Source organism: Mycolicibacterium sp. HS_4_1 (assembly GCF_054515875.1).
This window is the reverse complement of record NZ_CM137261.1, coordinates 3,700,448-3,723,090: the sequence shown is the minus strand read 5'-3', so window position 1 is coordinate 3,723,090 and position 22,643 is coordinate 3,700,448. Positions and strand designations below refer to the sequence as shown.

Sequence of the window (22,643 nt, the reverse complement as noted above, 5' to 3'; positions counted from 1 at the left end):
CGTAATGCCCCATCTCGTAGTTAGGAAAATTTAACAGAAACTAGAAAAATATGCTAGCGTCGCCGTATCAAACCAATGACGACCACTTCTGCGGTCGATGGCTCATTCAAAAATGACTCTTCAGCGTTAGGAGGTCGCCCGCGATGGTCATCAGATTGCCACAGCGACCCCTTGCTGTGGCTCGCGATAGCGCCAACTCGCAACGCCTCCGAGTCCTCGCGAAGTGGCTGTCCGAAAATGGTGAACCGGTACACGGCCCCGTCACCGTCACCCGCATGGGCGTCGGCTACACAAACTCGACCTGGCTGATGGCCGATCAGGCGGGCCGCCAGTGGGCGCTGCGCGAGAGGGTCGGCTCCGACCGCCGTCTGTTCGACCGTGAAGCGACGGTGATGGCAGCGCTATGGGGGCTGGGCCTGCCCGTCCCTCGGGTCATCGGTCATGACATCCGATCAAGTCGTCCCTTCATGGTCACGCATCTGGTGGCCGGAGCGGTTATCACCGACGAGCATCATGCATCGCATCTCGACGTTGGCCAACGCCGCATGCTGAGCGAGAGCGTTATCGACACACTGGCCCGATTTCATGCGGTGGCACCGGCGGCTGTTGGGCTGCCGAGCTTCCGGAACGGGCACCTCGACCGGCAACTCGTGGCTATGTCTGACCTGTGGATGTCGTTGGGGACGAGCAGTATTCACGATTCCGCCTGGCGCGCCGTACGTACTCGCATTCTCACGTGCCGGCCGTCAGGTGAGCCGAAAGTCCGAGTCCTGCACGGGGATTACCGGCTTGCCAACTTTGTTGCTCAGAACGACCAGATTGCCGCAGTTCTTGACTGGGAACGGTGCACTGCCGGCGATCCTCTGGCTGATCTGGCATGGCTGCTCAACAGCTGGCGCGGGCAGGACTGGCCCCGTGGCTGCACGCCCCGCCTCGCCCCTCCGGGCGGGTTCGCCACCCAAGAAGAACTTGTCGACCTTTATGCCGCCAAGGTCAGTAGCGTCAACCTGCAGGACCTGAATTTTCAACGGGCGATGGCTTATTGGACGTCGGCGACGCTGCTGCAAGCAGCTGCGGCCCGCGGGCGGGCGGACGCCTCACGGCAGCCCCTTGGCGAGGTTGGCGACGAGATCAATGCCAGCCTCATCGAGGCTGCCTCGATGCTGAAGGAATCTGCATGGTGACCGCCATAGACGACTTCACCCACGAGGTCAGCGACGACTTGAACTTCAACGAATCGATGTACTTCGAATTCCACGACCCGGTAAGTCGCCTCGGTGGATTTCTGCGACTGGCAAACCGCCCCAACGAGGGTCGCGGCGAACGGACAGTGTGCATCTACTTGCCCAACGGAAGCGTCGCCTTCGGATTCGCGCGGCCCCCGGTGACCACCAACGACGCGATGAGCGCGGGTGGTCTCACCGTCGAGGTGGTGGCGCCCTTGGATGAGGTCATTGTTCGGTTCGCCGGCGACGTATCAGTCATCGCAGATCCGCGTATGTTGCACGACCCCAGGGCGGCGTTCTCGTCGAGTCCTGTCGATTCCGCACGAGTAGTACTGCAGTACAACGCAATTGCTCCAGCGTACGAGCAAACTTTCGAGTCCGATGGCCAATCCTTCGCGCCCAACCACTATGAGCAACTCGGTGCCGTGTGCGGACTGGTTGAGATCGGCGAGCATTGCTACCGCATCATCGGGCACGGTCTGCGAGATCATTCTTGGGGACCACGGTCGTGGCAAGCCCCATGGTTCTACCGCTGGCTACACGGCTGCACAGACCAATTCGGCTTCATGACAGCCTATTTCGGTAGTTCGGATGGCTCAAGCCGCCGTGGTGGATTCATCTTCGCTGACGGCGGCATGCACGCATGCGATGACGTGGCAATCATCACCGAGCGCGACGATGACGGATTTCAACGGAGCATCCACGTCTCGATTACCGCTGGACAACGCCATTGGCAACTGCACGGCGAAGCCCTGACGTCCGTACCGCTCAGGCACCGTGGCACCGATGACGCAACCAGCACCCGCATCATCGAGTCCGCCATCCGTTGGGAACTCGATGACGGCCGCGAACTACATGGTATGGCCGAGTACCTCGACCAGATACGAGACGGGCAACCCGTCGGAAAACACGTCTGAACGAAAGGATGAGTGACGTCATGAAGGTTTTCGACAACCTCGCAGAATTCGAGACCGCCACGGGCACCGAACTTGGTCCCACCGAGTGGATCGAAGTGGATCAGCAGCGCGTAGACCGGTTCGCCGATGCCACTGAAGACCACCAGTGGATCCACGTTGACCCGCAGCGAGCCGCCACTGGGCCGTTCGGCGGCACCATCGCACACGGTTTGCTGACCCTGTCGCTACTGCCGCGGTTGATGCATGACCTGTACCGGGTCGACAACGTCGCCATGGCGATCAACTACGGATTCAACAAGGTGCGCTTCATTACTCCGGTGCCGGTGGGCGCCAAGATTCGTGCCGCGTCGCGCATTGCGCAGGTCGACAAGCTCGACGCGGGGGTGCAGGCCACGCTCGTCACGACGATCGAAGTTGACGGTGCGGCCAAGCCCGCTGCGGTTATCGAATCGATCGTGCGCTATGTCGGTTGATCTGAGCCGAGACGCCAAGGTCTCTGCCGCAGAACGCCTCTACCGGTCTCTGGCAACTGGTGATGTTGATGCGCTGAATCAGCTTCTCGCACCCGACTTTGTCGGCCACGCTGCTGAGGGATTGCCGCTGGACATGGGTGGTACCCACATCGGACCGCAGGCCATGCAGCGAAACCTGTGGTGGCGGATCGGCGAGCATTTCAAAGCTCGCGCCGTCGCCGAGGACTTCCAACCGCTACAGGACGGCAGACTGGTTGTCATCGGTACCTATCGCGGAACCGCCCGTCGCTCTGGAGCCGAGCTCGACGCCGCCTTCGTCCATATCCTGTCGTTCGACGGCCAGGGTCGCATCGTGGCGCTGAACCAGCTCACCGACACTGCTGCCTGGCGCGCCGCGCTCGACGGAGACGGCCGGCTGCAGACCATCGACTATCGCGTCGATGACGGCGTCGCCACGATCTGCTTGAACCGTCCCGACCAGCGCAATGCCATCAACCTGCGGATGGGTGAGGAGACCCTGGAGGTCGCTCGCCGGATCGCGGCAGACCGCTCGGTGCGTGCGGTGCTGATCTGCGGCAACGGCCCCGCCCTCACCGTCGGCGGCGATATCTCGTTCTTCCTCGAGGGTGGGGGAGAAGGATACGACAAGCTGTTCGAGAAGATGATCCGCCCCTACCACGAGGGGTTCGACATCCTGAGCAAGGTCGAAGCTCCCATCGTGACCGCCGCGCACGGCGCCGTCGCCGGCGGCGGCCTGGGATTCGTGTATGCCGCCGACCTGGTGCTCGCCGCTGACAGCACCCGATTCGTTGCGGCCTTTGCCGGCATCGGCTTGTCCGGTGACGGCGGCGGCACCTATCACCTGCCGCGACTCATCGGGCCGCGTCGCGCCGCGCAAGCCTATCTGCGCAATACGCCGATCACGGCCCAGGAGGCACTCGCCTGGGGCATGGTCAACGAGATCGTGCCCGCCGACGAACTGCGCAGTCGTGCAACCACATTGGCGCGGGAATTGGCGCAAGGACCCACCGTCGCATTTGCGACGATGCGGGCGTTGCTACGCGAGAGCTGGAACAACGACCTGACCGCTCAACTCGCCGCCGAACTGCACGGCACCAAGGCAACAGGCAGCACCCGCGACGCAGCCGCAGCAATCTCCGCGTTCGCCGAGAAGCGAACCCCGACTTTCGAAGGGCGATGACCATGGCCGGACTCATCCAGGACACCGACGAGCACAAAGCGATCCGTGAAAGCGTCGCTGGAATTGCTGATCGCTACGGGCCGCAATACTTCCTGCAGCGCGGCCGATCCGGCGGGGACATCGAGGAACTCTGGAAGGACCTCGGCGCCGCAGGACTGCTGGGGGTACACCTGCCAGAAGCGTACGGCGGCGGCGGCTACGGCATGGCCGAGGCCGTCGTCGTTGTCGAGGAGCTGGCGGCGCACGGGATGCCGATGCTCATCTGGGTCATCTCCCCGGCGATCTGCGGCAGTATCCTGGCCCACCACGGCTCCGAAGAGATGAAGCAGCGGTGGCTGCCGGGCATCGCCGATGGCAGCCAGAAGGTCGCGTTCGGCCTCACTGAGCCCGATGCCGGCTCCAACAGCCACAACGTGAAAACCACTGCGCGCAAGACAGCCAACGGCTGGGTCCTGAGCGGATCGAAGTACTACATTTCCGCTATTGACCAGTGCGACGCCCTGCTCGTGGTGGCGCGCGACGACGAGCACTCTACGCCCGAGAAATCGAAACTGTCGCTTTTCGTCGTCCCGACCGACGCAAAAGGCCTGTCCTACCAGCAGATCGACACCTCGATCGTCTCGCCCGACAAACAATTCACTGTGTTCCTAGACGACGTCGAGGTCGGCGAGGAGGCGCTGATTGGCGAGGCGGGCAATGGATTACGGCAGGTATTCGACGGCCTGAATCCTGAACGTATTCTGGTTGGAGCCATCTGCGGCGGCGTCGGACGCTACGCCATTGAAAAGGCCACCGCCTACGCCAAAGAGCGCACCGTCTGGTCGACCCCAATTGGCGCCCACCAGGGTGTCTCCCATCCGCTGGCTGAGAGTCACATTGCCGTCGAGCTGAGTCGACTCGCGACGGCCCTCAGCGCCCAGCAATTCGATGCCGGGCTGCCGGCCGGTGAGGCGGCGAACATCGCCAAATTCTCCGCGTCCGAAGCCGCACTCAAGGCTCTGGACCAGGCCATCCAAACCCACGGCGGCAACGGACTGTCTCACGAATATGGCTTGTCCGAACTCTGGTTTGTCACCAGGTTGATGCGCACTGCGCCGGTCAGTCGCGAAATGGTGCTCAACTTCGTCGCCCAGACCTCGCTGGGTCTACCCCGCTCGTACTGACACCCCGAACCTGCACTGTAAGGAGAAACGAAATGACAACTGCGGAGAAAACATTCGACGCTGTGGTGATTGGCGCTGGAGCCGGTGGCCTCTTCACCGCTGCACGTCTGACCAAGCAGGGCTACCGCACCCTCGTTGTCGAGGAGCTGGACAAGGTTGGCGGCCGCGCCTCCACCGACGATATCGATGGCTTCAAGGTTAACAACGGCGCGATTGTCATCGAGGTGGGCGGCATCACCGAGGAGACGTGCCGAGAAGTCGGAGCACGCTTCGATGTTCGCGAGCCCAAGCCTCCGATCCTGTATCGCATTGCCGGCAAGGATGTCGACGTCACTGGTGGCGGTTGGGGATTCTTGCTGGGCAAGCTGACCCGGCAGGGCGCCAAGCTGGTCAAGGGCATCGGCGCGGCACGTAACGACTCGGGACTACCCGAAGATGAACTGTCCACCGCTGACTGGGTGTCCAAGTACACGAAAAACGAAGGCGTGCACGGTATTTTCCGCAATATGTGCGCTTCGGTGTTCGCCGTTGGATCCGAAGACTTGCCAGCCCGAGTGTTTCTCACCTATTTCACCCGCAAAAGCGCGTTCAAGCGGTTCGGTTTCCATCCGGAAGGCACTATCGGCATCTGGCGTGCACTCGCTGAAGCTGTCGAAGCCAACGGCGGCCAGGTCTGGCTGTCTACGCCGGTGACCAAGATTCACAAGGGCGACGGGGATGTCGTAACCGGAATCCAGGTGACCAGGGACGGAGAGTCGGTCCGTATCGACGCACCGATCGTTGTCAGCGACATCGGTCCGTCCGGCACGGTCGCGCTCCTCGGCGAGGAAATCGTTCCGACCGACTACCAGGACCTGGTGAAGAAGGCGGACCGCCCAACGTCGATGGTGACGGTGAACTTCGCCAGCCAGGAACGTCTGATCGACGTGCCCGGGATGCTCAGCTTCGCGAAATCATGCCGACTGGCCTACATCGCCAACTTCACCGACGTCTGCCCGGAGATGGCACCGGAAGGCTGGAATCTCTACGTAGGTACCTCGGTGCCGGACAACCCCACAGGTGATTTCGACGAGGCAGCCGAGACGGAATTCCTGCTGCAGGACTTGCGCGACAACATCGACAACTTCGACAGCCGCGCCCGAATCTTGAACATTGCCGTCACACGCGACGGTTGGCCTCCGCAGCGTGCCGTTGCAGGTTACGACCTCACGCACGAAACCCCGTTCGGCGGGTTATGGAACGTCGGCGATGGTGTCAAGGAATACGCCAACGGCGGCACGACGGCGTGCGCTGAGACAGCAAAGATCGTGGTGGACAAGATCGTTGCCGCGTACAAGCCCGCGGTGCTGCGCTGACCGCGCTCGCCGAGCGCATCGCTTCCGCGCGCAGCGTCCTGTTTGTCCCCGGCGATCGACCCGACCGCTTCGCCAAGGCTCTCTCCAGCGGCGCTGACATCGCCGTGCTGGACCTCGAGGATGCTGTCGCGGCCCAGGACAAGGACGCTGCGCGTGCTGCGGTGGACCAATACCTCAGCACCGGTGTCGAGGTGTTGGTCCGGGTGAACGGGACCGACACGACCTGGTGTGTGGAAGACCTGCAGATGCTCGCCCGGCGACGCTGCGGGGTGATGATTCCCAAGGCACACAGCGCGTCTCAGCTCCAAGACGTTGTGGAAAGCCTCGGTCCCGGTATCCCACTCGTTGCGCTCATCGAAACAGCCGCAGGCGTATCCGCGACTGCGGAGATCTGCGGTGTCGGACCGGTTGTACGGGCCGCCTTTGGCAGCATCGACCTCGGCGCTGAACTCGGCGTTGACCCCGAGGTGCAGCCAGCACTTCACTACGCGCGCAGTGCGGTCGTACTCGGTTCCGCAGCCGCGGGGCTATCTGCGCCGCTCGACGGGGTCACCACCGACCTGAGCGATGACGGTCCCCTCACCGCGGATGTGGCGCACGCAGCGGGGCTGGGCTTCACTGGCAAGCTGTGCATCCATCCCCGCCAAGTCGGTGTCGTCAACGCGTTGTTCTCGCCCTCGCTCGAGCAAGTGGAATGGGCGCGCAAGGTGACCGCGGGCACCGAGAACGGCAAAGCGTGCGTCATCGACGGGAAGATGGTCGACAAGCCGGTCGTTGACCGAGCCCGGCGTATCCTGTTGCAAGCAAACAGATAAACGCGGAGGCAGCGGCCGTCAAGCGGTCAGCCGTCCCCGAACCTGCTGATTCGAACCGGGGGACAGGCCGGCCGTATTCTGCTCGCGACCCGAGGCCTTCATCGGCTACCCGGCGCGGGTCCTCGACCGTCACTACTGCGGCGCGCGATGCGCTCCGTCCAGCATTTCGGTGAAGCCGCTGGGGGCATGGGGGCCCAGCACCAATTGTTCGAGTACCCCGATTCCGGTGCGCTCACCCCACGTAGCGCGCATGACCTGCTGAACGTGGATGTTTTCGAACTCCAGGTTGTCCAGGCTCGAAGCGTCAGCACATTCTCCGCCGACGACGAGTTCGTCATGCCAGAGGCCGTGTGCCCACTTCGGGTGGAAGTAGCCGGCGCCCTTCATCCGGAAGGTGAGCAAGGGTTCGAGGCGGATCGGGGGTGTGCCGAGCATGTTCTCGATCGTCAGGGTGGCGCCATTCGAGCGGCGCAGGCCGGGCGCCCAGTCGATCGAATGCGTGATGTCGACGTGGTGGGCACCGGTATCCGATCCGTAGACCGGGTCGTTGTCCGAGAGCAGCGGCAGAACTGCCGCGGTTTTCGCCCACGGCGTCCCGTCGGCGTCCTCGAAGGTCATGTAATGCACGCTGACATCGTCGAAATTCAAAGGCGCCCAGAGGAAACACCACTGTCCGGCACCGGGCTCAGGTGCAGCCGGAGCGGGCTTGCCGACGGGACGGATACCCCACGAACGGTCCTTGGTGCCGTAGACAGGCTGTTCACCGAAGGTCTGTGTCTGCTGACCGGCGGTGAGCGCACCGGTCCAGGTACCCAGTTGCGATGCCCGGGTCATATCAGTGAACAGTCGGGTGCCCTGATATCTGGTTTGGCGGGGCTCCTCGTAGGCCGCGGTGCGGGCGCGGAAGGTCAGATCGGCGGTCAGCCCGTGCTCGGGGGCATCGACCACGATGCGGTTGGTCCGCAGCGGTTCCAGAATGTGTATTTGGATCGGTCCGATCGAGGTGACTGTACGGTCCAGCGGTAGCCGCCCAGAGGCGAAGACGGAACGTTGGGTGCCGTTACTGACCACGCTGAAGGCGGCGTCGATAACGCCGCGATTCGGGTAGATGCCAAGGGCAACAGCGAAATACAGGCCCTCGGTGTAGCCGTTGAACCAGAACCGATCGTAGTAGTCGGGGTGGCCGTTTCCCACCTGCGCGATGGGCAGTGCGGTCTGGTGTACGGGGTAGTCGTCAAACGGGGTCAGCATCCGTCTTCCTTGTTCAGCTGGTTGAGGAGGGCTTCGGTATCCAGATCGGTGATCTGAGTCAGTGTGCGGCGGACCATCGTCAAGAACATTTCGTCACCCCGCGCGGTACGTTCGACGAGCATGGCCGCCGGCGTCAACATGAACACGGCATAGCAGGCGTGGCGGCGATAGTCGATCCAGCACTGATCCCAGCTGTATCCGCGGACTCCGCCGGCGATCAATGCATCGAAATACTCTGTGACCAGATGCTTTTCGTGTGCACGTCGGTCCTGCGGTTCGAGTGCGGTACCGAGCAGGAACGCGACGTCAAGGAGGCCATTGCCACGATCGGTGGTCTGCCAATCGACAATAGCCACCGGAAGTCGGCCGTTTTTGGCGTCGAAGAGCATGTTATCGGGGCGGAAATCGCCGTGCACCACCGTGAGTGGGCCCTGCTGGACGGTCCAAAACGTCGGTGCCAGCGCGTTGAGTCGACGCAGCTGGTAGAGGGCTGCAGGATCGAGGTCGGCGGCATAGCGTTCGCAGAACGCCTCGGTCAGTGTGGGCGTGAGCTGCGCCAGCGTCTGTCCGGTCGCGCGGGTGTGGTTGAGCCACTCAGTCTCGTCGAGACTGTCATCTCCCCAGAACGGTGCATGCAGCGCGGCTGCCTCTGCCACGGCACGTCGCGCGTGCTCGACGGTGAAACCGGCCAGTTGATTGACCGATGCGGTAGGCGATAGATCCTCCAGTAACAGCACGAAACATCCAGTGCCGGTGTCTATATCGCTGTAGATGTGCGTTGGTGCGGCGACCTGGGTGCGCCCGTGGAGTTGTTGGTAGAACCGCACCTCGCGTTCGTAGAGACGCTGCCCGAGTGCTGCTGCGCGGCTGTCGGGGTCGGTGGCCGAGATCTTCGCGACCAGGCTGCGCGGGGCGCGGGTGTCGGTGGTGTCGTAGGTCAACGTGAACACCAAGGTGTCGGCCACCTGACCGGTACCGATCGGTGCGGACTCGACGGTGGTCACTGACTCATCGCCGAGCAGTCCGGCGTAGCGCAGCGCGTGAGTGAACCACTCTGCGGTCATCTCGTGACGTTCGACGAGCGGTGGAGGAAGGGTGATCGCACTCACATAATGAGGCTAAAATGAATAAATGCTCGCATACAACTCGCAATTGAGATCCGTGGTCACGTGACCAAACGCGTGGTGCGTAGCCTGCGTAAACGCCCGAGTCAGCATCGAGCCCGTGAGACCGTGGAGCGGATCATCGCCGCGGCCTCTCGTATTTTGGAGGAGCGAGGTTATGACGGCGCGTCGACCAACGCCATCGCTCAGCGGGCGAACGTGTCACCGGGCTCTCTGTATCAGTACTTTCTCGATAAGGACGCGATCGTGGCGGCGGTGCTGGAACGGTTCGTCGAAGAACTGCTGGAGGTGGTGACCGACCCCCGGTCTGCGGTCTACCGCCCCAGCCATCCCGATTTTGGGCGCACCGTCATGCGTGTGCTGGATGTCTTGGAGCCACGCCGTTCGCTGCTGCGTGTGCTGCTCAATGAAGTGCCACGGCTGGGTCCTGACGATGCCCGCGAGGTTTTGAACCGTCGCGTCTACGATAGTTTTCGACTGGCGATGCTTGCCGCCGGCCGCAACGGCGCCGATGTGGAGGCCAGGTGCTGGGCGGCCGGAACGATCGCTCGGACTCTGCCGGTGCGTTACGTCCTAGATCAGCCGGACTTCAGCCGTGAACAACTCATCAGCACCATGAGCTCGGCCCTGTCGGCACTGGTGGACGCCTGACGCCGAACCACGCCCACTGAAGTCACTTGGGCGGCAGGCGATCGGTCCAGATTGCGCTATCCGACCGTAGTGCGCAGCCTTGACGCGTCAAGAATTTTTCGAGAGAGGTTTTAGTTCTGAACTGATTCGAAGATCGATGCTGAAGCGGTCGACGGATGCTGCGCCGACTGGCCGCGCAGTCCGTCTCGGACTCGGCGAAGATTTTCAGACCTGTCGTCGGAACCGGTGTCTATCTGGCTTTAACGTTCATCTTTGTGGTGAATGGCGGCCGCCTGCCGCCGGCGGCGGTCGGTCTGTTCGTCCAAGTGCCACCGGGGGTGGCTGCGTCAACCCCTTGCCTGGAGCCTGCTGAAGGTCCTATCTTCTAATCAGTCTTAAATAAATTTCGACAAGGTGGTGTTAGTCGTGTCACGTCGTATGCAGATCATCTGTGCATGGTGTGGACCGGCCACGGTGCTCGTTACGCTCTGTGGTTGGTTGATCGCCGGGATTCTGCCGATCCCGCTGGGGTCTTCCAGTACGACCGCGCAGGTTGTGAGCTTCTATGGCCACGACACTCGCGTAATCAGCGGCTTGGTGATCGCGCAGCTCGGCATCTGTCTGGCATTTCCGCTGATCGCATTGATTGGCTACCGGATGTTGCGCATCGAAGGGCGCCATCCCCTTCTCACCTTTGTTCAACTGGTGACCGGGGCAGCCACCGGCGTCTTTCTCTTGCTGCCGATGTTGTTGATGGCTGTCATCGCCTTCCGGCCTGACCGCAACCCGGAGTTGACGGTCACTCTCAACGACATCTCCTGGCTGCTGTTCATTACGCCCATTGCGCCGTTCATCATCCAGAACATCGCGATCGGTGTGGCGATCCTCCGTGATTCGCGGGCGACGCTGCCGCGGTGGGTTGGGTACATGAACTTCTGGATTGCAGCCTCGTTCATCCCCGACCCCCTCGCCTACTTCTTTCATAGCGGGCCGTTCTCGTGGAGAGGCATCTTCATCTTCTGGCTGGCGCTGACCACCTACGCCGTCTTCCTCGTCGGCATGGGCCTTGTCCTGCGGTCGGCGGCGTTGCGGGACCCAGTGGTCGCCGATTCATCGCCGCAACTTGCCGCTGCCTGACCGACCGGGCCCGGCGGCTCCGTGCCGTAGCGCCACGGGGTAGCGGTGGTGAAATGGATTGTGCGGCAATGTGAATACCGTGGCTAGAACAGCGTGGCCTCGACGACGGTCACTGCGCGGCGAATCCAAGCCGCCTGGGCCCGTGGGTTGATTTAAGGCCTCCGGGGTGTGACTATGGTCTCATCCGTAGTTTCGAATTGAATATAAATTAAGGAAAACGATGGGGTTCGCCAATTCTGCCGAGGTTGCAAAGTACATCGGAGGCATCTTCGAAGCCGCCTTCGACGATCCCGAGATCGGGTCCAAGCTTCAGGCCACCGGACTGGTGGTCGCCTTCGATTTCACCGATCCAGAAGCCGTCGTACTGATCGACATGGCGAACCAGACCGTGCAGGAGGGCCTGACGGGCGGCCCACAGCCCGTGGCCACCATGTCGATGACCGCCGACACCGGCAACGCCTACTGGCAGGGCAAGGTGAACCTGCCGCTGGCGATGGCCAAGAAGAAGATCAAGGTCGACGGTAACGTGGCCAGCCTGCTCAAGCTGGCGCCGCTGGGCAAGAAACTCTACGGACCCTACATCGAACGTCTCAAGGCCGACGGCCGCGACGATCTGCTGGCCTGACCGATGTTTCCAGGCATTCACGCTGCATCTGATCTCAACCGGCTGGCCGAGTCGGGAAGGACGTTGACCTATGGCGTCCTCGATCGAAGCTTCGCATCGATCGCCACCGCCGCGCGCGGCTTGGGGTGGTCGGGCACTGATGAGGTCGCCGCGGAGCTGATCACCTATGTCCGAGACCGCATCGCCCGTGGCAATGCCCCCCGCACCGTCTACTTCGTAGACCGGCTACCGCGCCTCGCGACCGGAAAGCTGACCAAACGCAAACTCCAGGAACAATACCCGGGGGCACGTCGATGACAACCCAGTTGGTCACGCCAGCAAGGCAATTCGACCCCATCAGCATTTCGCCGCTGAGCTTTTGGTCCATGACCGCCGAGGAACGCGAACAATCCTTCAAAATCCTGCGCGACGAACGACCCCTCAGCTGGCACGCACCGATCGAAGGCGCGCTGATGGAAGCCGAAATCGACGGACTCTGGGCCGTGACACGCCATGAGGACATCGCCTATGTCAGCAAGAACTCCCAGTTGTTCTGCTCAGGGCAAGGCGTCATGATCGAGGCAGTGCCCGAGGATATTCTCGATGCCGCACAGTCATTCCTGGCGATGGACGGAGCACAGCATTCCACCCTGCGCCGGCTGATCAGCTCGGTGTTCACGCCGCGCCAGGTCGCGAAAATCCAGGAACAGATCAACGTCCAAGCTGCGACAATTGTCACCGACCTGCTCACAACGCGCCGCGGCGATTTTGTCGAGCAGGTCTCCAAGCGGCTACCGATGTGGACGATCTACGAAATGATCGGCCTCCCAGTGGAATACCGCGACGAGGCCGCTCACCACGCAGACGGCATGGTGTCCTGGGCCGACGCCGATGTCGCTGCCGGCCGCGAACCCGGCGAAGTCCTCAACGATTCCCTCGTCGGACTGCTCACCATGGGACTCGAACTCGCCGAGCAACGCCGCGCCCGCCCCACCTCGGATCTGATGTCGCTGCTGGTTCAGGCCGAGATTGACGGCCGGCGCCTCACCGACGAGGAACTCGGCGCGTTCTTCGTGCTGCTATCGGTCGCGGGTAACGACACCACACGCAACACCGTGACACTGACCACGATGGCCCTGCAGCAGTTCCCGCAGCAGCGGGCCTTGCTGGAGCGCGATTTCGACACCCACATCAAACGCGGCGTCGAGGAATTCGTTCGTTGGGCCAGCCCAGTCATGACGTTCCGCAGGACCGCCACCCAGGACACCGAACTGTGCGGCCAGATGATCCGTAAAGGGGAGTGGGTGCTGCTGATGTACTCTTCGGGTAACCGGGATGAGCGCGCTTTCCCCCATCCCCACCAGTTCGATGTCACCCGAGAACCTAACGTGCACATTGGTTTCGGAGGCGGCGGTCCCCATTTCTGCATGGGCGCTTTCCTTGCCAAGATGCAGCTCGAAGCGATATTCCGCGAACTGATCCAGCGCGCGCCCACCCTTCGGGTCGGCGAACCGGAGTTCCTGACCGGGAACTTCGTGCGTGCCGTCAAATCCCTGCCGTACACCTTCGACTGACAAGAGGAACATGATGACCGAGTTCTCGGGCAAACACTACGTAGTGACCGGCGCCGCCTCCGGGATCGGCCACGCCGTCGCCGAACAGTTGTTGTCGGCCGGTGCCGACGTGACCAGTCTGGACCGGAACGCTCCGGTGGCCAAGGTCACCCGACACATCGAAGTCGACCTGGCCAACCCGCACAGTATCGATGCCGCTCTGGAGACCCTGGACGGACCATACGACGGGCTGATGAATGTTGCCGGTATCCCGGGAACAGCGCCGGCCGACTTGGTCTTCGCCGTCAACAGCCTCGCCGTCCGCCATCTCAGCGAGGCATTCTTCGAACGTCTCGTGCCAGGGGGATCGATCACCATCGTGTCGTCCACCGCGGGGTTCGGATGGGCAGAGCGGCTCGAGGCAATTCGCGATGTGCTGGCAACCGACACCTTCGCGGAGGGCGCCTCCTGGTTCAAAACCAATCCGCAGCAGGGCAACGCCTACAACTTCTCAAAGGAAGTAACCACGGTCTACACCCAGTCGATGGGACTTGCTTTGGCACAGATGGGATTTCGCATCAACGCTGTTCTGCCTGGCCCCGTGGAGACACCGATTCTCGTCGACTTCGAGCAGTCGATGGGCAAAGACAGCCTTGACGGAGTCAAAGAACTGCTCGGCCGCCACGCGGACCCCGGCGACATCGCATCAGTGGTGCTCTTCCTGGCATCGGACGCTGCGCGCTGGGTGAACGGCCAAGCCTTGGCAGTCGACGGCGGCATCACCGGCGCGGTCAGTACCGGCGTCGTCCCGAAGCCCGAGTTCTGAGAAGCCCGATGACAGCGAACGCAACAACCGGAACGTCGGTCTTCGCGGACGAAGACACTGCTCTCACGGAACTGCGAGGGGTTTTCGCGACCGGCCGCACCAAATCGCTGCAGTGGCGCCTTGAGCAGTTGGCCGCCATTGAGGCGCTCTGCGACGAGCAACAATCGGCGATCGTCGCTGCACTAGCCGCTGACTTGGGCCGCCCACCAGTGGAAGCCTGGCTCGCGGACATCGCGTCGACGAAGGGCGAGGCCGCCTACGCGCGCAAGCACCTCAAGGAATGGGTACGCCGCAGCCGCCAACGGCTCCCGTTGGCGCAATTTCCCGGACGTGGCTGGGTCCAGTACGACCCACTCGGTGTCGTACTGGTCATCGGTCCATGGAACTACCCCTTCTATCTGAGCATGGCCCCGTTGGTGGCCGCGATCTCGGCAGGCAACTGCGCTGTGCTCAAACCCTCCGAACTGGCGCCGGCTACCTCGGCATTGCTGGCCGATATTGTGCCCAAATATTTTGATAATCAGGCTGTTCGGGTGATCGAAGGTGACGGCACCACCACCCAGAACTTGATCTCGCAGGGATTCGACCACGTCCTTTTCACCGGCGGCACCGAGATCGGCCGCAAGATCATGGCGGCCGCGGCACCGACATTGACGCCTGTGACACTCGAATTGGGTGGCAAGAGCCCGGTGCTGGTGACTGCGGACGCCGATCTCGACGTTGCTGCGCGCCGGGTCGCATGGGTCAAGCTCATGAACTCTGGCCAGACCTGTATCGCCCCGGATTACGTGCTGGTCGATCGGGCCGTGGCCGACACCTTTACCGACAAAGTCGCCGCGTCTATCGCAGCTTTCCGGTCAGACGAACGGACCAGCGGACAACGCATCGTCAACCGCCGTCAGTTCGACCGGCTGACCAGATTGATCGACACCACTAGCGGCACGATCACCACCGGTGGGGGGTACGACCCCGACACCTTGAGCATCGAACCAACCGTCATTCGAGATCCAACACCCACCGATGCGGTGATGGCTGACGAGATTTTCGGCCCGATACTGCCGATTTTGACTGTGGAATCCACCGAGGCCGCGATCCAGTTCGTCAACTCCCGGCCAAAGCCGTTGGCGCTGTATGTCTTCACCGGGTCGCAGCGACTCGGTCGAGATTTGATTGATGCCATTCCGTCGGGCGGCGCGGTGATCAACCACATCGCCATGCACTGCCTGGTTCCGCAACTCCCGTTCGGCGGCGTCGGCGCCAGCGGGATGGGTCAGTACCACGGCCGCTGGGGATTTGAGGCACTGAGCCACCGCCGCGCCGTGCTCGCCAAACCCGCACGGCCGGACCCGAAGCTGATCTACCCGCCGTACACCGACCTGGCAGTGAAACTCATGAGAAAGCTGTTTGGATGAACATCCACGTGGACACCACCAAATGCTCCGGAATCGGGCTGTGCGAGATGGCCGCTTCCTCCGTCTTCGAGATCGGTGACGATGGACAGTCGCACGTGATCGGCAACTCGGACGAGGACCGCACAGCGGCCCACGAAGCAATGTCGAACTGTCCCACCGGAGCCATCTCCATCGACACCTGATTGTCGGCGGGGCACCTGCACCGTGCCTCCGCCCGTGCTTTCGACGAACACATGAGAGGCAGCACAAGACAACTATGGCCTTCGTCATCACTCAGAACTGTTGCACTGACGCGAGTTGCGTTCCGGTGTGCCCAGTCGACTGCATTCGACCGGTAGCTGGTCCGGCCGGCGCCGCCGCGTCGATGCTCTACATCGATCCCTCAACATGCGTAGATTGCGGCGCCTGCGTTGCCGTGTGCCCGGTAAGCGCGATCTACCACGAGGATGAATTGCCGGAGTCGCAAGCGCGGTTCGCAACGATCAACGCCGACGTCTTCGCTGCCGAACCTCTGACCATGCGGGCCATCCCAGACCAGTGGACGCCCCCACCGCTGGAGCGCGACTCGCTACGGGTCGCGGTGGTGGGTGCAGGGCCGGCCGCGTGCTATGCCGTCGCTGACCTGACCCGCACCAGCGGCGTGCAGGTGGACGTCTTTGACCGACTCCCAACACCTTTCGGCCTGGTGCGCTTTGGCGTTGCCCCCGATCATCAACGCACCAAGGACGTGGTGCAGGTGTTCGAATCAGCGCTCTCCAGCCCCAACGTGACGTGTTACTTCAACGTCGCTGTCGGCCAGGACATCACTCATGAGCAGCTGATGGCGACCCATGACGCAGTCATCTACGCCGTGGGCGCCTCCCGTACACGCGATCTCGGCATCCCCGGAGAAGGTCTGCCCGGCAGTATCGGCGCCGCCGAGTTCGTCAACTGGTACAACGGGCATCCTGATCACGCCGAATGCCAATTCGACCTGGCCGGGCCGCGCGTCGTCATCATCGGCAACGGCAACGTCGCCCTCGATGTGGCACGAGTGCTGGCAATGCCCCCAGACCAGCTGACTACCACCGACATCGCCGAACACGCACTGGACCAGCTTGCGAAGAGCGGCGTACAGGAAGTCGTCGTCCTGGGTCGGCGCGGAGCGGCCGACGGCGCGTTCTCGGTCGGCGAATTGTTGGCATTGGGCTCGTTGTCAACCGTGGACATTGTGGTGGAAGGGCAACTCGGGCAGCGCCCAGATGATCACGAGCGCGCACTGAAGTTCGATCTCGTGTCCGAGTTCGCCCAGCGGTCGGCGACCCCTGGGAACAGGCGGATCGTGCTCCGATTCGGCGCTCGGCCAGTGCGGATGGCCGGCTCCGAGCAGGTGCAGGCCCTGGAGATCGAGGACGCCGACGGAGTCACCGAGTTGATAGACACGTCATTGGTCTTGCGGTCCATCGGCTACCGCGGCACCCCGATCGATGGACTGCCTTTCGACGAGGCTGCCGGGACCGTGACCAACGACGACGGACGGGTGATCCGAGACGGGGCGCCCGTACCTGGGGTATACGTCACCGGCTGGATCAAACGTGGCCCTAGCGGCGTCATCGGCACGAATCGGTTGTGTGCACGCGAGACCGTGACGAACCTGCTGGCCGACGCCCGCGCCGGCGCGCTACCCGAGCCGGCCTCACAGGACGGATTGAACGCAACTGACCTTGCCGCACGAGGTGTCACGGTGGTGAATCTGGCTGGGTGGAAGCGAATTGATGCTGCGGAACGAGAGCTAGGGGTCGCCGCGTCACGCCCGCGTGTGAAGGTGGTCCACCGCGACGCGATGCTTGCGGCCGCAGGCGAGGGTTCATAGGAGCATCTGGGTTGTCGACCAGAGAATTACCGACCTTGCGGCGCGATCCCGGCAGGCGAGAACTCGTCGTGGCACTCGGCGACGGCGTGGGAGCGGTCAACGCACTGGACAACGGTCAGTCGATCGGTGAGTTGCTCACTGCATGTGTGCCCGCCGATGAGCGTGTGGCATTGGTACTCGGCTGGAGTCCCGTTGCCCCGCAGGGAATTACGCCGGACGATTTCACGAAGATCATCCCCCTCATGCCGGGTTGGGGCGTTCGGTCGTTGTTGTCGAGTCCTGTGACCAGTGCCGTGCCCACGAGCTTGGCTGCGATACCCGGGCTGTTGGGTGAGCACCTCCGCCCCGACGTGCTGGTCACCCGGATGACCCGCCGCGCAGATGGCCTTCGGTTCTGCACCGAGGTGTCGTGGCAGCAAGCCTTGGTCGATCTCGGCGTCCCGGTCTGGGCCGTCATCGACGACCGGGCCCCGTCGGCATACGCGGGTGAGCCGATACCTGCAGACGCGGTGACGATCATCGGGCGGGCCGGCGATTCACCAGCAGACGTGCCCCAGAGACCCTCAGAATCCATTCACGACGCCTTGGCCGATCGGGTGCTGGAGCTGATCCCGGAAGGGGCTCGGGTGCAATACGGGCCCGGCCAACTCGGTACAGCGCTGCTGCAACGCTCTACCAAGGCGCTGTCGATCGACACCGGCCTGCTCACGGATGCCGTGATGGACTTGGAACGCCGCGGGCTGCTCATCGGCGAGCCGTCGGCGACCTACCTGTTCGGTAGCGCGGACCTCTATCGATGGGCTGACGGTCGAGAAATCTTGCGCGGCATCGAACACAGCCATGATCTCACGCGGCTATCGCGAGGAACCCCGTTCGTCGCGGTGAACACTGCGATCGAAATCGACCCGTTCGGCCAGATCAACGTTGAAGGTGTCGGACACAAGGTGGTTGGTGGGATTGGGGGACACCCCGACTACTGCACGGCTGCCCGGATGAATCGAACGGGACTCTCGATCATCGCTGTGCCGTCGCAATTCAACGGTCGCTCAACACTTGTCGACGCGTTGAGTCGACCGGCCTCGACGCCAGCGCATGATGTCGAGGTGATTGTCACCGAGGCGGGCCATGTGGATCTGCGCTCGGCTGGCTGGGACGAGCGCCGACGCCTCATTGAGGGCCTGTTCCAGAAGGCAGCTTGACCTAGTTCGACATCGGCCGCGAACATCCACTGCGGAGAAGCCAAAACGGCGCCTACAGCCGAGCATGGGTCAGCTGTAGGCGCCGTTTCGTCAGTGCTGAACTGGGCAGCGGGCGTCGGCGTGCATGTGTTTTACAGCGGCCGCGAAGTTGCTCACCAGCATGTCGGGGGCGTCCAGATGCAGGTCCGGGATCCGGCGCAGGATCTGTTCGAGCATGTGCCGGATCTGCATCCTGGCCAGGAACGCGCCCAGGCAGTAGTGCGGGCCGCCGCCGCCGAAGGCCACGTGTTGGTTGGGTTTGCGCGAGATGTCAAAGGTCCACGGGTCGGCGAAGGCTGTCTCATCGCGATTGCCTGATGAATAGATCATCACTACCCAGTCGCCCGCTCGGATTTGCCGACCGCCCAGGGCGGTGTCCTGCGTTGCGGTGCGCCGGAATGTCATGACTGGAGTCACCCAGCGTAGGACCTCGTCGATCGCCGCGTCGATGCGCCCATCGAAATCCTCGAGAAGATAGGCGATCTGGTCGGGGTTGTCGATGAACGCTTTGATGCCGAGGGACAAGGTTGTGCGTGTGGTGTCATTGCCCGCGAAGGACACGAGGACGAACATCGACGCCAGTTCGTCGTCAGTGAGTTCGTGGCCATCGACCTGGGCCGACACTAGATTGGACCAAATGTCGTCGCGGGGGCACGCGCGTGTGGCCTCGGCGAATTCCAGTCCGATGCTGAGGTTTCCGATCAGTGCGTCGTTCAGTACTTCGGCGGCCGAGCGGCCGGCCGCGATATCGGGGTCGTTCCAACCGGCCAGTTCGTCTGCGAAGTGCGCTGCCTCGTCCCGGCGTTCTTGGGGGAGCCCGACCATGTCATAGAAGGTGTTCATCGGCATCTGCTTGGCGACGTTCTCGACCCAATCGCCCTCACCTCGGGCGAGAAACTCATCGACGATGGCGGCGGCGCGTTGACGGATCTGTTCTTCGATCCGCTTGACCTGCTTGGGGGTGAACGAGGCACTCATGAGCCTGCGGTAGGTCAGGTGTCGCTGACCGTCCATGGCCAAGAAGGATGATGCCGCCTCCAGGAACTCCTCGGGAACGTCCTCCAACTGGATGCCCTGACCGGAGCAGAACAGTTCGGGATGTGTGCTCACCTCGCGAATCAGATCGTGGCTGGCCACAGCCCAAAAACCGGCGATGCCGGATGGGGCGAGGTCGCTCTCGGCCGGCGGCTGCCAGCTGACGGGAGCGCGGTGTCGAAGTTCGGCGAATGCTACGTCGCGCTCTTCGGCTGCCAGCTTCCAGAATGCTTTTGGGGAGATGTCCACAGGGTCGTACGGTCGGTCGTCGTTATCGGTCGATGACGGTGCGGCTGAATGGGTTACCGATTGCATCTGGGTGGACACCGGGTACTCCTCACTTCGAAGGTCGGGCATAATTTATTATAAATTCGAAAATGGCAGGTGGGTAGAGGACCGGGCGGATTGGGTCGCATCGCTTGACCGGAAGCTGTTTCCAGCCGTATCGATGGCTGAAACGCAACTGCGCGGGCCGAGTATCGACTTGGCCCGCGCAGTTGACAGGTGACTCAGGAGGCAGCGATCTCGCGACCGATGATCTCTTTCATGATCTCGGTCGTGCCGCCGTAGATCGTCTGGATTCGGGTGTCGAGATACGCACGCGCGACGGGATATTCGAGCATGTACCCGTAGCCGCCGTGCAATTGCAGGCACCGGTCGATGACCCGCTTCTGCAGTTCGCTCATGTACCACTTGCCCTTTGCGGCGTCGACCGGGGAGAGCTCGCCTGCGTTGTAGGCGAGGACGCTGCGATCGGTGTATGCCTCGGCAATGTCGATCTCGGTGGCCATCTCTGCCAACTCGAAGCGAACATGTTGCTTGTCGGTCAACGGACCGCCGAACGCCTGCCGGGTTTGGCAGTATTCGACTGTCATGTCGTAGATCGCGCGTGTGGTGGCCATCGACTTTGCCGTGACACCGAGGCGTTCCCTAGGGAGATGACTCATCAGGTACTGCAAACCATTTCCGGCCTCGCCCAGCAGGTTTTGCGCGGGGACGACCGCGTCACGGAAGTACAGCTCCGAGGTGTCCTGGGCCGGCAGACCGACCTTGTCAAGCTTGCGACCGCGTTCGAAGCCGATCGTATCGCGTTCGACCACGAGAAGGCTGAACGCGTGGGAGCCGCCCTCGGGGTTCGTCCGGGCAGCGACCACCACAACGTCGGACATGATGCCGCTGGAAATAAACGTCTTCTGCCCGTTGAGGATCCAATGATCGCCCTCGAAGCGGGCGGTAGTGCGCATGCCCCGTAGATCGCTCCCCGCTCCAGGCTCGGTCATTGCCAAGGCTCCGATCACTTCGCCAGCGGCGAAACCGGGTAGCCAGCGCGACTTCTGCTCGTCGTTGGTCAGGTCGAGAAGGTAGTGCAGGACCAGATCGTCTTGAAGGCTGATTGTCAGGCCGAAGGACAACGCATTGATCCGGGCGATTTCCTCGCAGACCACCATCCGGTAGCGGTAGTCCGGCTCACTGGCCCCGCCGTATTCTTCGGGGATCTGCAGTGCGTAGATACCCGACTTGGCTGCGCGAGTGAAGACGGACCGATCGATCCAGCGGTCGCGGTCCCAATCATGCTGGTGGGGAACGACTTCGCGGGCGAGAAACTCTCGCACAGTCTCCCGGTACGCCTCGTGGTCGGCCTCATAGAGGGAACGCTTCATGTGTTTACAGCCGCTCGATGATGGTGACGTTGGCCTGGCCGCCGCCCTCGCACATGGTCTGCAAGCCGAAACGGCCGCCGGTGCGTTCCAACTCGTGCAGCATGGAGGTCATCAACCGTGCGCCGGTGCAGCCGATCGGATGCCCCAGCGCGATCGCTCCACCGTTGGGGTTGACCTTGGCCGGATCGGCCCCCAGCTCGGCGAGCCAAGATAGTACGACGGGGGCGAAAGCCTCATTGATCTCGACGGTGTCGATGTCGTCGATGGACATGCCCGCGCGCTTGAGTGCGTGCTGGGTGGCAGGAATCGGGGCCGTCAGCATCATCACCGGGTCTGCGCCACGGACCGAGATGTGGTGGATGCGGCCGCGGGGCGTCAATCCGAACCGGTCGACGGCAGACTTCGAAGCAACCAGCAAAGCGGCCGCGCCATCCGAAATCTGGCTTGCCACAGCAGCTGTCAGCACTCCGCCGTCAACGAGTGTGGGCAGCGACGCCATCTTCTCCAGCGAGGTGTCGGCGCGCGGCCCTTCGTCCACGCTGACGCCGGCGTACTCAGTGATCTCGCGGGTGAAACGGCCCTCGGCGATCGCGGTGAGCGCGCGCTGATGGCTCTCGAACGCAAACTTCTCGGTATCCTCGCGGCTGAGATTCCACTGCTGAGCGATCATCTCGGCACCGCGGAACTGGGATATTTCCTGGTCGCCGTAGCGGGCGGCCCAGCCCTCGCACCCCGTCCAGGGATCGATTGATCCGAAGGGCTCGCCGGCGGCGAACGCGCTGAGGATCGGGTACTGACTCATCTTCTGAACGCCGCCGGCCACGATGAGATCAGACGTACCGCTCATGACCGCTTGCGCCGCGAAATGCACTGCCTGCTGGGCAGATCCGCATTGACGGTCGATGGTCACGCCGGGGACGGTCTCCGGAAGTCCGGCGGCCAGCGCCGCCGTGCGGGCGATATCGCCCGCCTGGGAACCGATGTTGTCGAGACATCCCAGGATGACGTCGTCGATGGCTGCCGGATCGATGTCTTGACGCTCGACGACAGTCTTGATCACGTGTGCGGCCATATCGGCCGGATGTGCGGCGGCGAAGCCGCCCTTGCGCCTGCCTACCGCGGTCCGGCTTGCGTCAACAATGTAAGCTTCAGTCATAGAAAATAATTTAA

22 protein-coding genes are annotated in these 22,643 nt (G+C 62.7%); 17 read left to right on the top strand and 5 right to left on the bottom strand.

Annotation, left to right across the window (positions count from 1 at the left end; all coding sequences use genetic code 11):
* The first annotated feature begins 275 nt into the window (after positions 1 to 275).
* Genes ACX12F_RS17875 through ACX12F_RS17845 form a run of 7 tightly spaced genes read left to right on the top strand, consistent with a single transcriptional unit; the run spans position 276 to position 7,150 of the window.
* Positions 276 to 1,184: a phosphotransferase family protein gene (locus ACX12F_RS17875; RefSeq protein ID WP_459365841.1), complete on the top strand. Its 909-nt coding sequence runs from the start codon at positions 276 to 278 to the stop codon at positions 1,182 to 1,184.
* Positions 1,178 to 2,143, top strand: a complete 966-nt coding sequence (locus ACX12F_RS17870) for a DUF7064 domain-containing protein (RefSeq protein ID WP_459365840.1) — start codon at positions 1,178 to 1,180, stop codon at positions 2,141 to 2,143. The genes ACX12F_RS17875 and ACX12F_RS17870 overlap by 7 nt, the downstream gene beginning before the upstream one ends.
* 20 nt (positions 2,144 to 2,163) lie before the next feature.
* Positions 2,164 to 2,616: a MaoC family dehydratase gene (locus tag ACX12F_RS17865; protein ID WP_459365839.1), complete on the top strand. Its 453-nt coding sequence runs from the start codon at positions 2,164 to 2,166 to the stop codon at positions 2,614 to 2,616.
* Entirely contained in the window at positions 2,606 to 3,817 is a 1,212-nt protein-coding gene (locus ACX12F_RS17860; protein ID WP_459365838.1) for an enoyl-CoA hydratase-related protein, read from the top strand. The genes ACX12F_RS17865 and ACX12F_RS17860 overlap by 11 nt, the downstream gene beginning before the upstream one ends.
* 2 nt (positions 3,818 to 3,819) lie before the next feature.
* Positions 3,820 to 4,980 (top strand): acyl-CoA dehydrogenase family protein, encoded by a 1,161-nt coding sequence (locus ACX12F_RS17855; protein ID WP_459365837.1) that lies wholly within the window; start codon positions 3,820 to 3,822, stop codon positions 4,978 to 4,980.
* Between the two features lie 32 nt (positions 4,981 to 5,012).
* Positions 5,013 to 6,335, top strand: a complete 1,323-nt coding sequence (locus ACX12F_RS17850; protein WP_459365836.1) for a phytoene desaturase family protein — start codon at positions 5,013 to 5,015, stop codon at positions 6,333 to 6,335.
* The gene (locus ACX12F_RS17845) at positions 6,332 to 7,150 is read left to right on the top strand and encodes an HpcH/HpaI aldolase/citrate lyase family protein (RefSeq protein ID WP_459370408.1); all 819 of its coding nucleotides are present in this window, start codon (positions 6,332 to 6,334) and stop codon (positions 7,148 to 7,150) included. Before ACX12F_RS17850 ends, ACX12F_RS17845 begins: the two co-directional genes overlap by 4 nt.
* Positions 7,151 to 7,282: 132 nt before the next feature.
* On the opposite strand, the gene ACX12F_RS17840 is transcribed toward ACX12F_RS17845, so the two are convergent.
* Together ACX12F_RS17840 and ACX12F_RS17835 are read right to left on the bottom strand one after the other, a co-directional pair.
* Positions 7,283 to 8,401, bottom strand: coding sequence for an Rv3169 family protein (locus ACX12F_RS17840; protein ID WP_459365835.1), 1,119 nt, complete (start codon positions 8,399 to 8,401; stop codon positions 7,283 to 7,285).
* On the bottom strand, positions 8,395 to 9,465 hold the full coding sequence (locus ACX12F_RS17835) for a phosphotransferase family protein (protein WP_459365834.1): 1,071 nt from the start codon (positions 9,463 to 9,465) through the stop codon (positions 8,395 to 8,397). Before ACX12F_RS17835 ends, ACX12F_RS17840 begins: the two co-directional genes overlap by 7 nt.
* 105 nt (positions 9,466 to 9,570) lie before the next feature.
* Between ACX12F_RS17835 and ACX12F_RS17830 the strand changes: the two genes are divergently transcribed.
* The 10 genes from ACX12F_RS17830 to ACX12F_RS17785 all read left to right on the top strand — a co-directional run bounded on the left by ACX12F_RS17830 (position 9,571) and on the right by ACX12F_RS17785 (position 18,738).
* Positions 9,571 to 10,176 (top strand): TetR/AcrR family transcriptional regulator, encoded by a 606-nt coding sequence (locus tag ACX12F_RS17830; protein WP_459365833.1) that lies wholly within the window; start codon positions 9,571 to 9,573, stop codon positions 10,174 to 10,176.
* 393 nt (positions 10,177 to 10,569) lie between these two features.
* Positions 10,570 to 11,292 (top strand): hypothetical protein, encoded by a 723-nt coding sequence (locus ACX12F_RS17825; protein WP_459365832.1) that lies wholly within the window; start codon positions 10,570 to 10,572, stop codon positions 11,290 to 11,292.
* A gap of 220 nt (positions 11,293 to 11,512) precedes the next feature.
* Positions 11,513 to 11,917: an SCP2 sterol-binding domain-containing protein gene (locus ACX12F_RS17820; RefSeq protein WP_459365831.1), complete on the top strand. Its 405-nt coding sequence runs from the start codon at positions 11,513 to 11,515 to the stop codon at positions 11,915 to 11,917.
* Positions 11,918 to 11,980: 63 nt separating this feature from the next.
* Positions 11,981 to 12,214 (top strand): AMP-binding enzyme, encoded by a 234-nt coding sequence (locus tag ACX12F_RS17815; protein WP_459365830.1) that lies wholly within the window; start codon positions 11,981 to 11,983, stop codon positions 12,212 to 12,214.
* Positions 12,211 to 13,470, top strand: coding sequence for a cytochrome P450 (locus tag ACX12F_RS17810; protein ID WP_459365829.1), 1,260 nt, complete (start codon positions 12,211 to 12,213; stop codon positions 13,468 to 13,470). Before ACX12F_RS17815 ends, ACX12F_RS17810 begins: the two co-directional genes overlap by 4 nt.
* Positions 13,471 to 13,483: 13 nt before the next feature.
* Entirely contained in the window at positions 13,484 to 14,275 is a 792-nt protein-coding gene (locus ACX12F_RS17805) for a coniferyl-alcohol dehydrogenase (protein WP_459365828.1), read from the top strand.
* A gap of 8 nt (positions 14,276 to 14,283) precedes the next feature.
* A complete protein-coding gene (locus ACX12F_RS17800; protein ID WP_459365827.1) occupies positions 14,284 to 15,687 on the top strand; it encodes an aldehyde dehydrogenase family protein in 1,404 nt (467 codons plus the stop codon).
* Positions 15,684 to 15,869: a ferredoxin gene (locus ACX12F_RS17795; protein WP_459365826.1), complete on the top strand. Its 186-nt coding sequence runs from the start codon at positions 15,684 to 15,686 to the stop codon at positions 15,867 to 15,869. Before ACX12F_RS17800 ends, ACX12F_RS17795 begins: the two co-directional genes overlap by 4 nt.
* Before the next feature lie 74 nt (positions 15,870 to 15,943).
* Complete coding sequence (locus ACX12F_RS17790; RefSeq protein ID WP_459365825.1) at positions 15,944 to 17,539, top strand: FAD-dependent oxidoreductase; 1,596 nt, start codon at positions 15,944 to 15,946, stop codon at positions 17,537 to 17,539.
* 35 nt (positions 17,540 to 17,574) lie between these two features.
* Positions 17,575 to 18,738, top strand: coding sequence for an acetyl-CoA hydrolase/transferase C-terminal domain-containing protein (locus tag ACX12F_RS17785; protein ID WP_459365824.1), 1,164 nt, complete (start codon positions 17,575 to 17,577; stop codon positions 18,736 to 18,738).
* Positions 18,739 to 18,828: 90 nt separating this feature from the next.
* Here ACX12F_RS17785 and ACX12F_RS17780 read toward each other — a convergent pair whose 3' ends face one another.
* From ACX12F_RS17780 to ACX12F_RS17770, 3 genes are all read right to left on the bottom strand, one after another.
* The gene (locus ACX12F_RS17780) at positions 18,829 to 20,127 is read right to left on the bottom strand and encodes a cytochrome P450 (protein WP_459370407.1); all 1,299 of its coding nucleotides are present in this window, start codon (positions 20,125 to 20,127) and stop codon (positions 18,829 to 18,831) included.
* 194 nt (positions 20,128 to 20,321) lie between these two features.
* Positions 20,322 to 21,473 carry an acyl-CoA dehydrogenase family protein gene (locus ACX12F_RS17775; RefSeq protein WP_459365823.1) on the bottom strand — a complete coding sequence of 384 codons (1,152 nt, stop codon included), beginning with the start codon at positions 21,471 to 21,473 and terminating at the stop codon, positions 20,322 to 20,324.
* Positions 21,474 to 21,477: 4 nt separating this feature from the next.
* Positions 21,478 to 22,629, bottom strand: a complete 1,152-nt coding sequence (locus ACX12F_RS17770; protein ID WP_459365822.1) for an acetyl-CoA C-acetyltransferase — start codon at positions 22,627 to 22,629, stop codon at positions 21,478 to 21,480.
* Between the last annotated feature and the right edge of the window lie 14 nt (positions 22,630 to 22,643).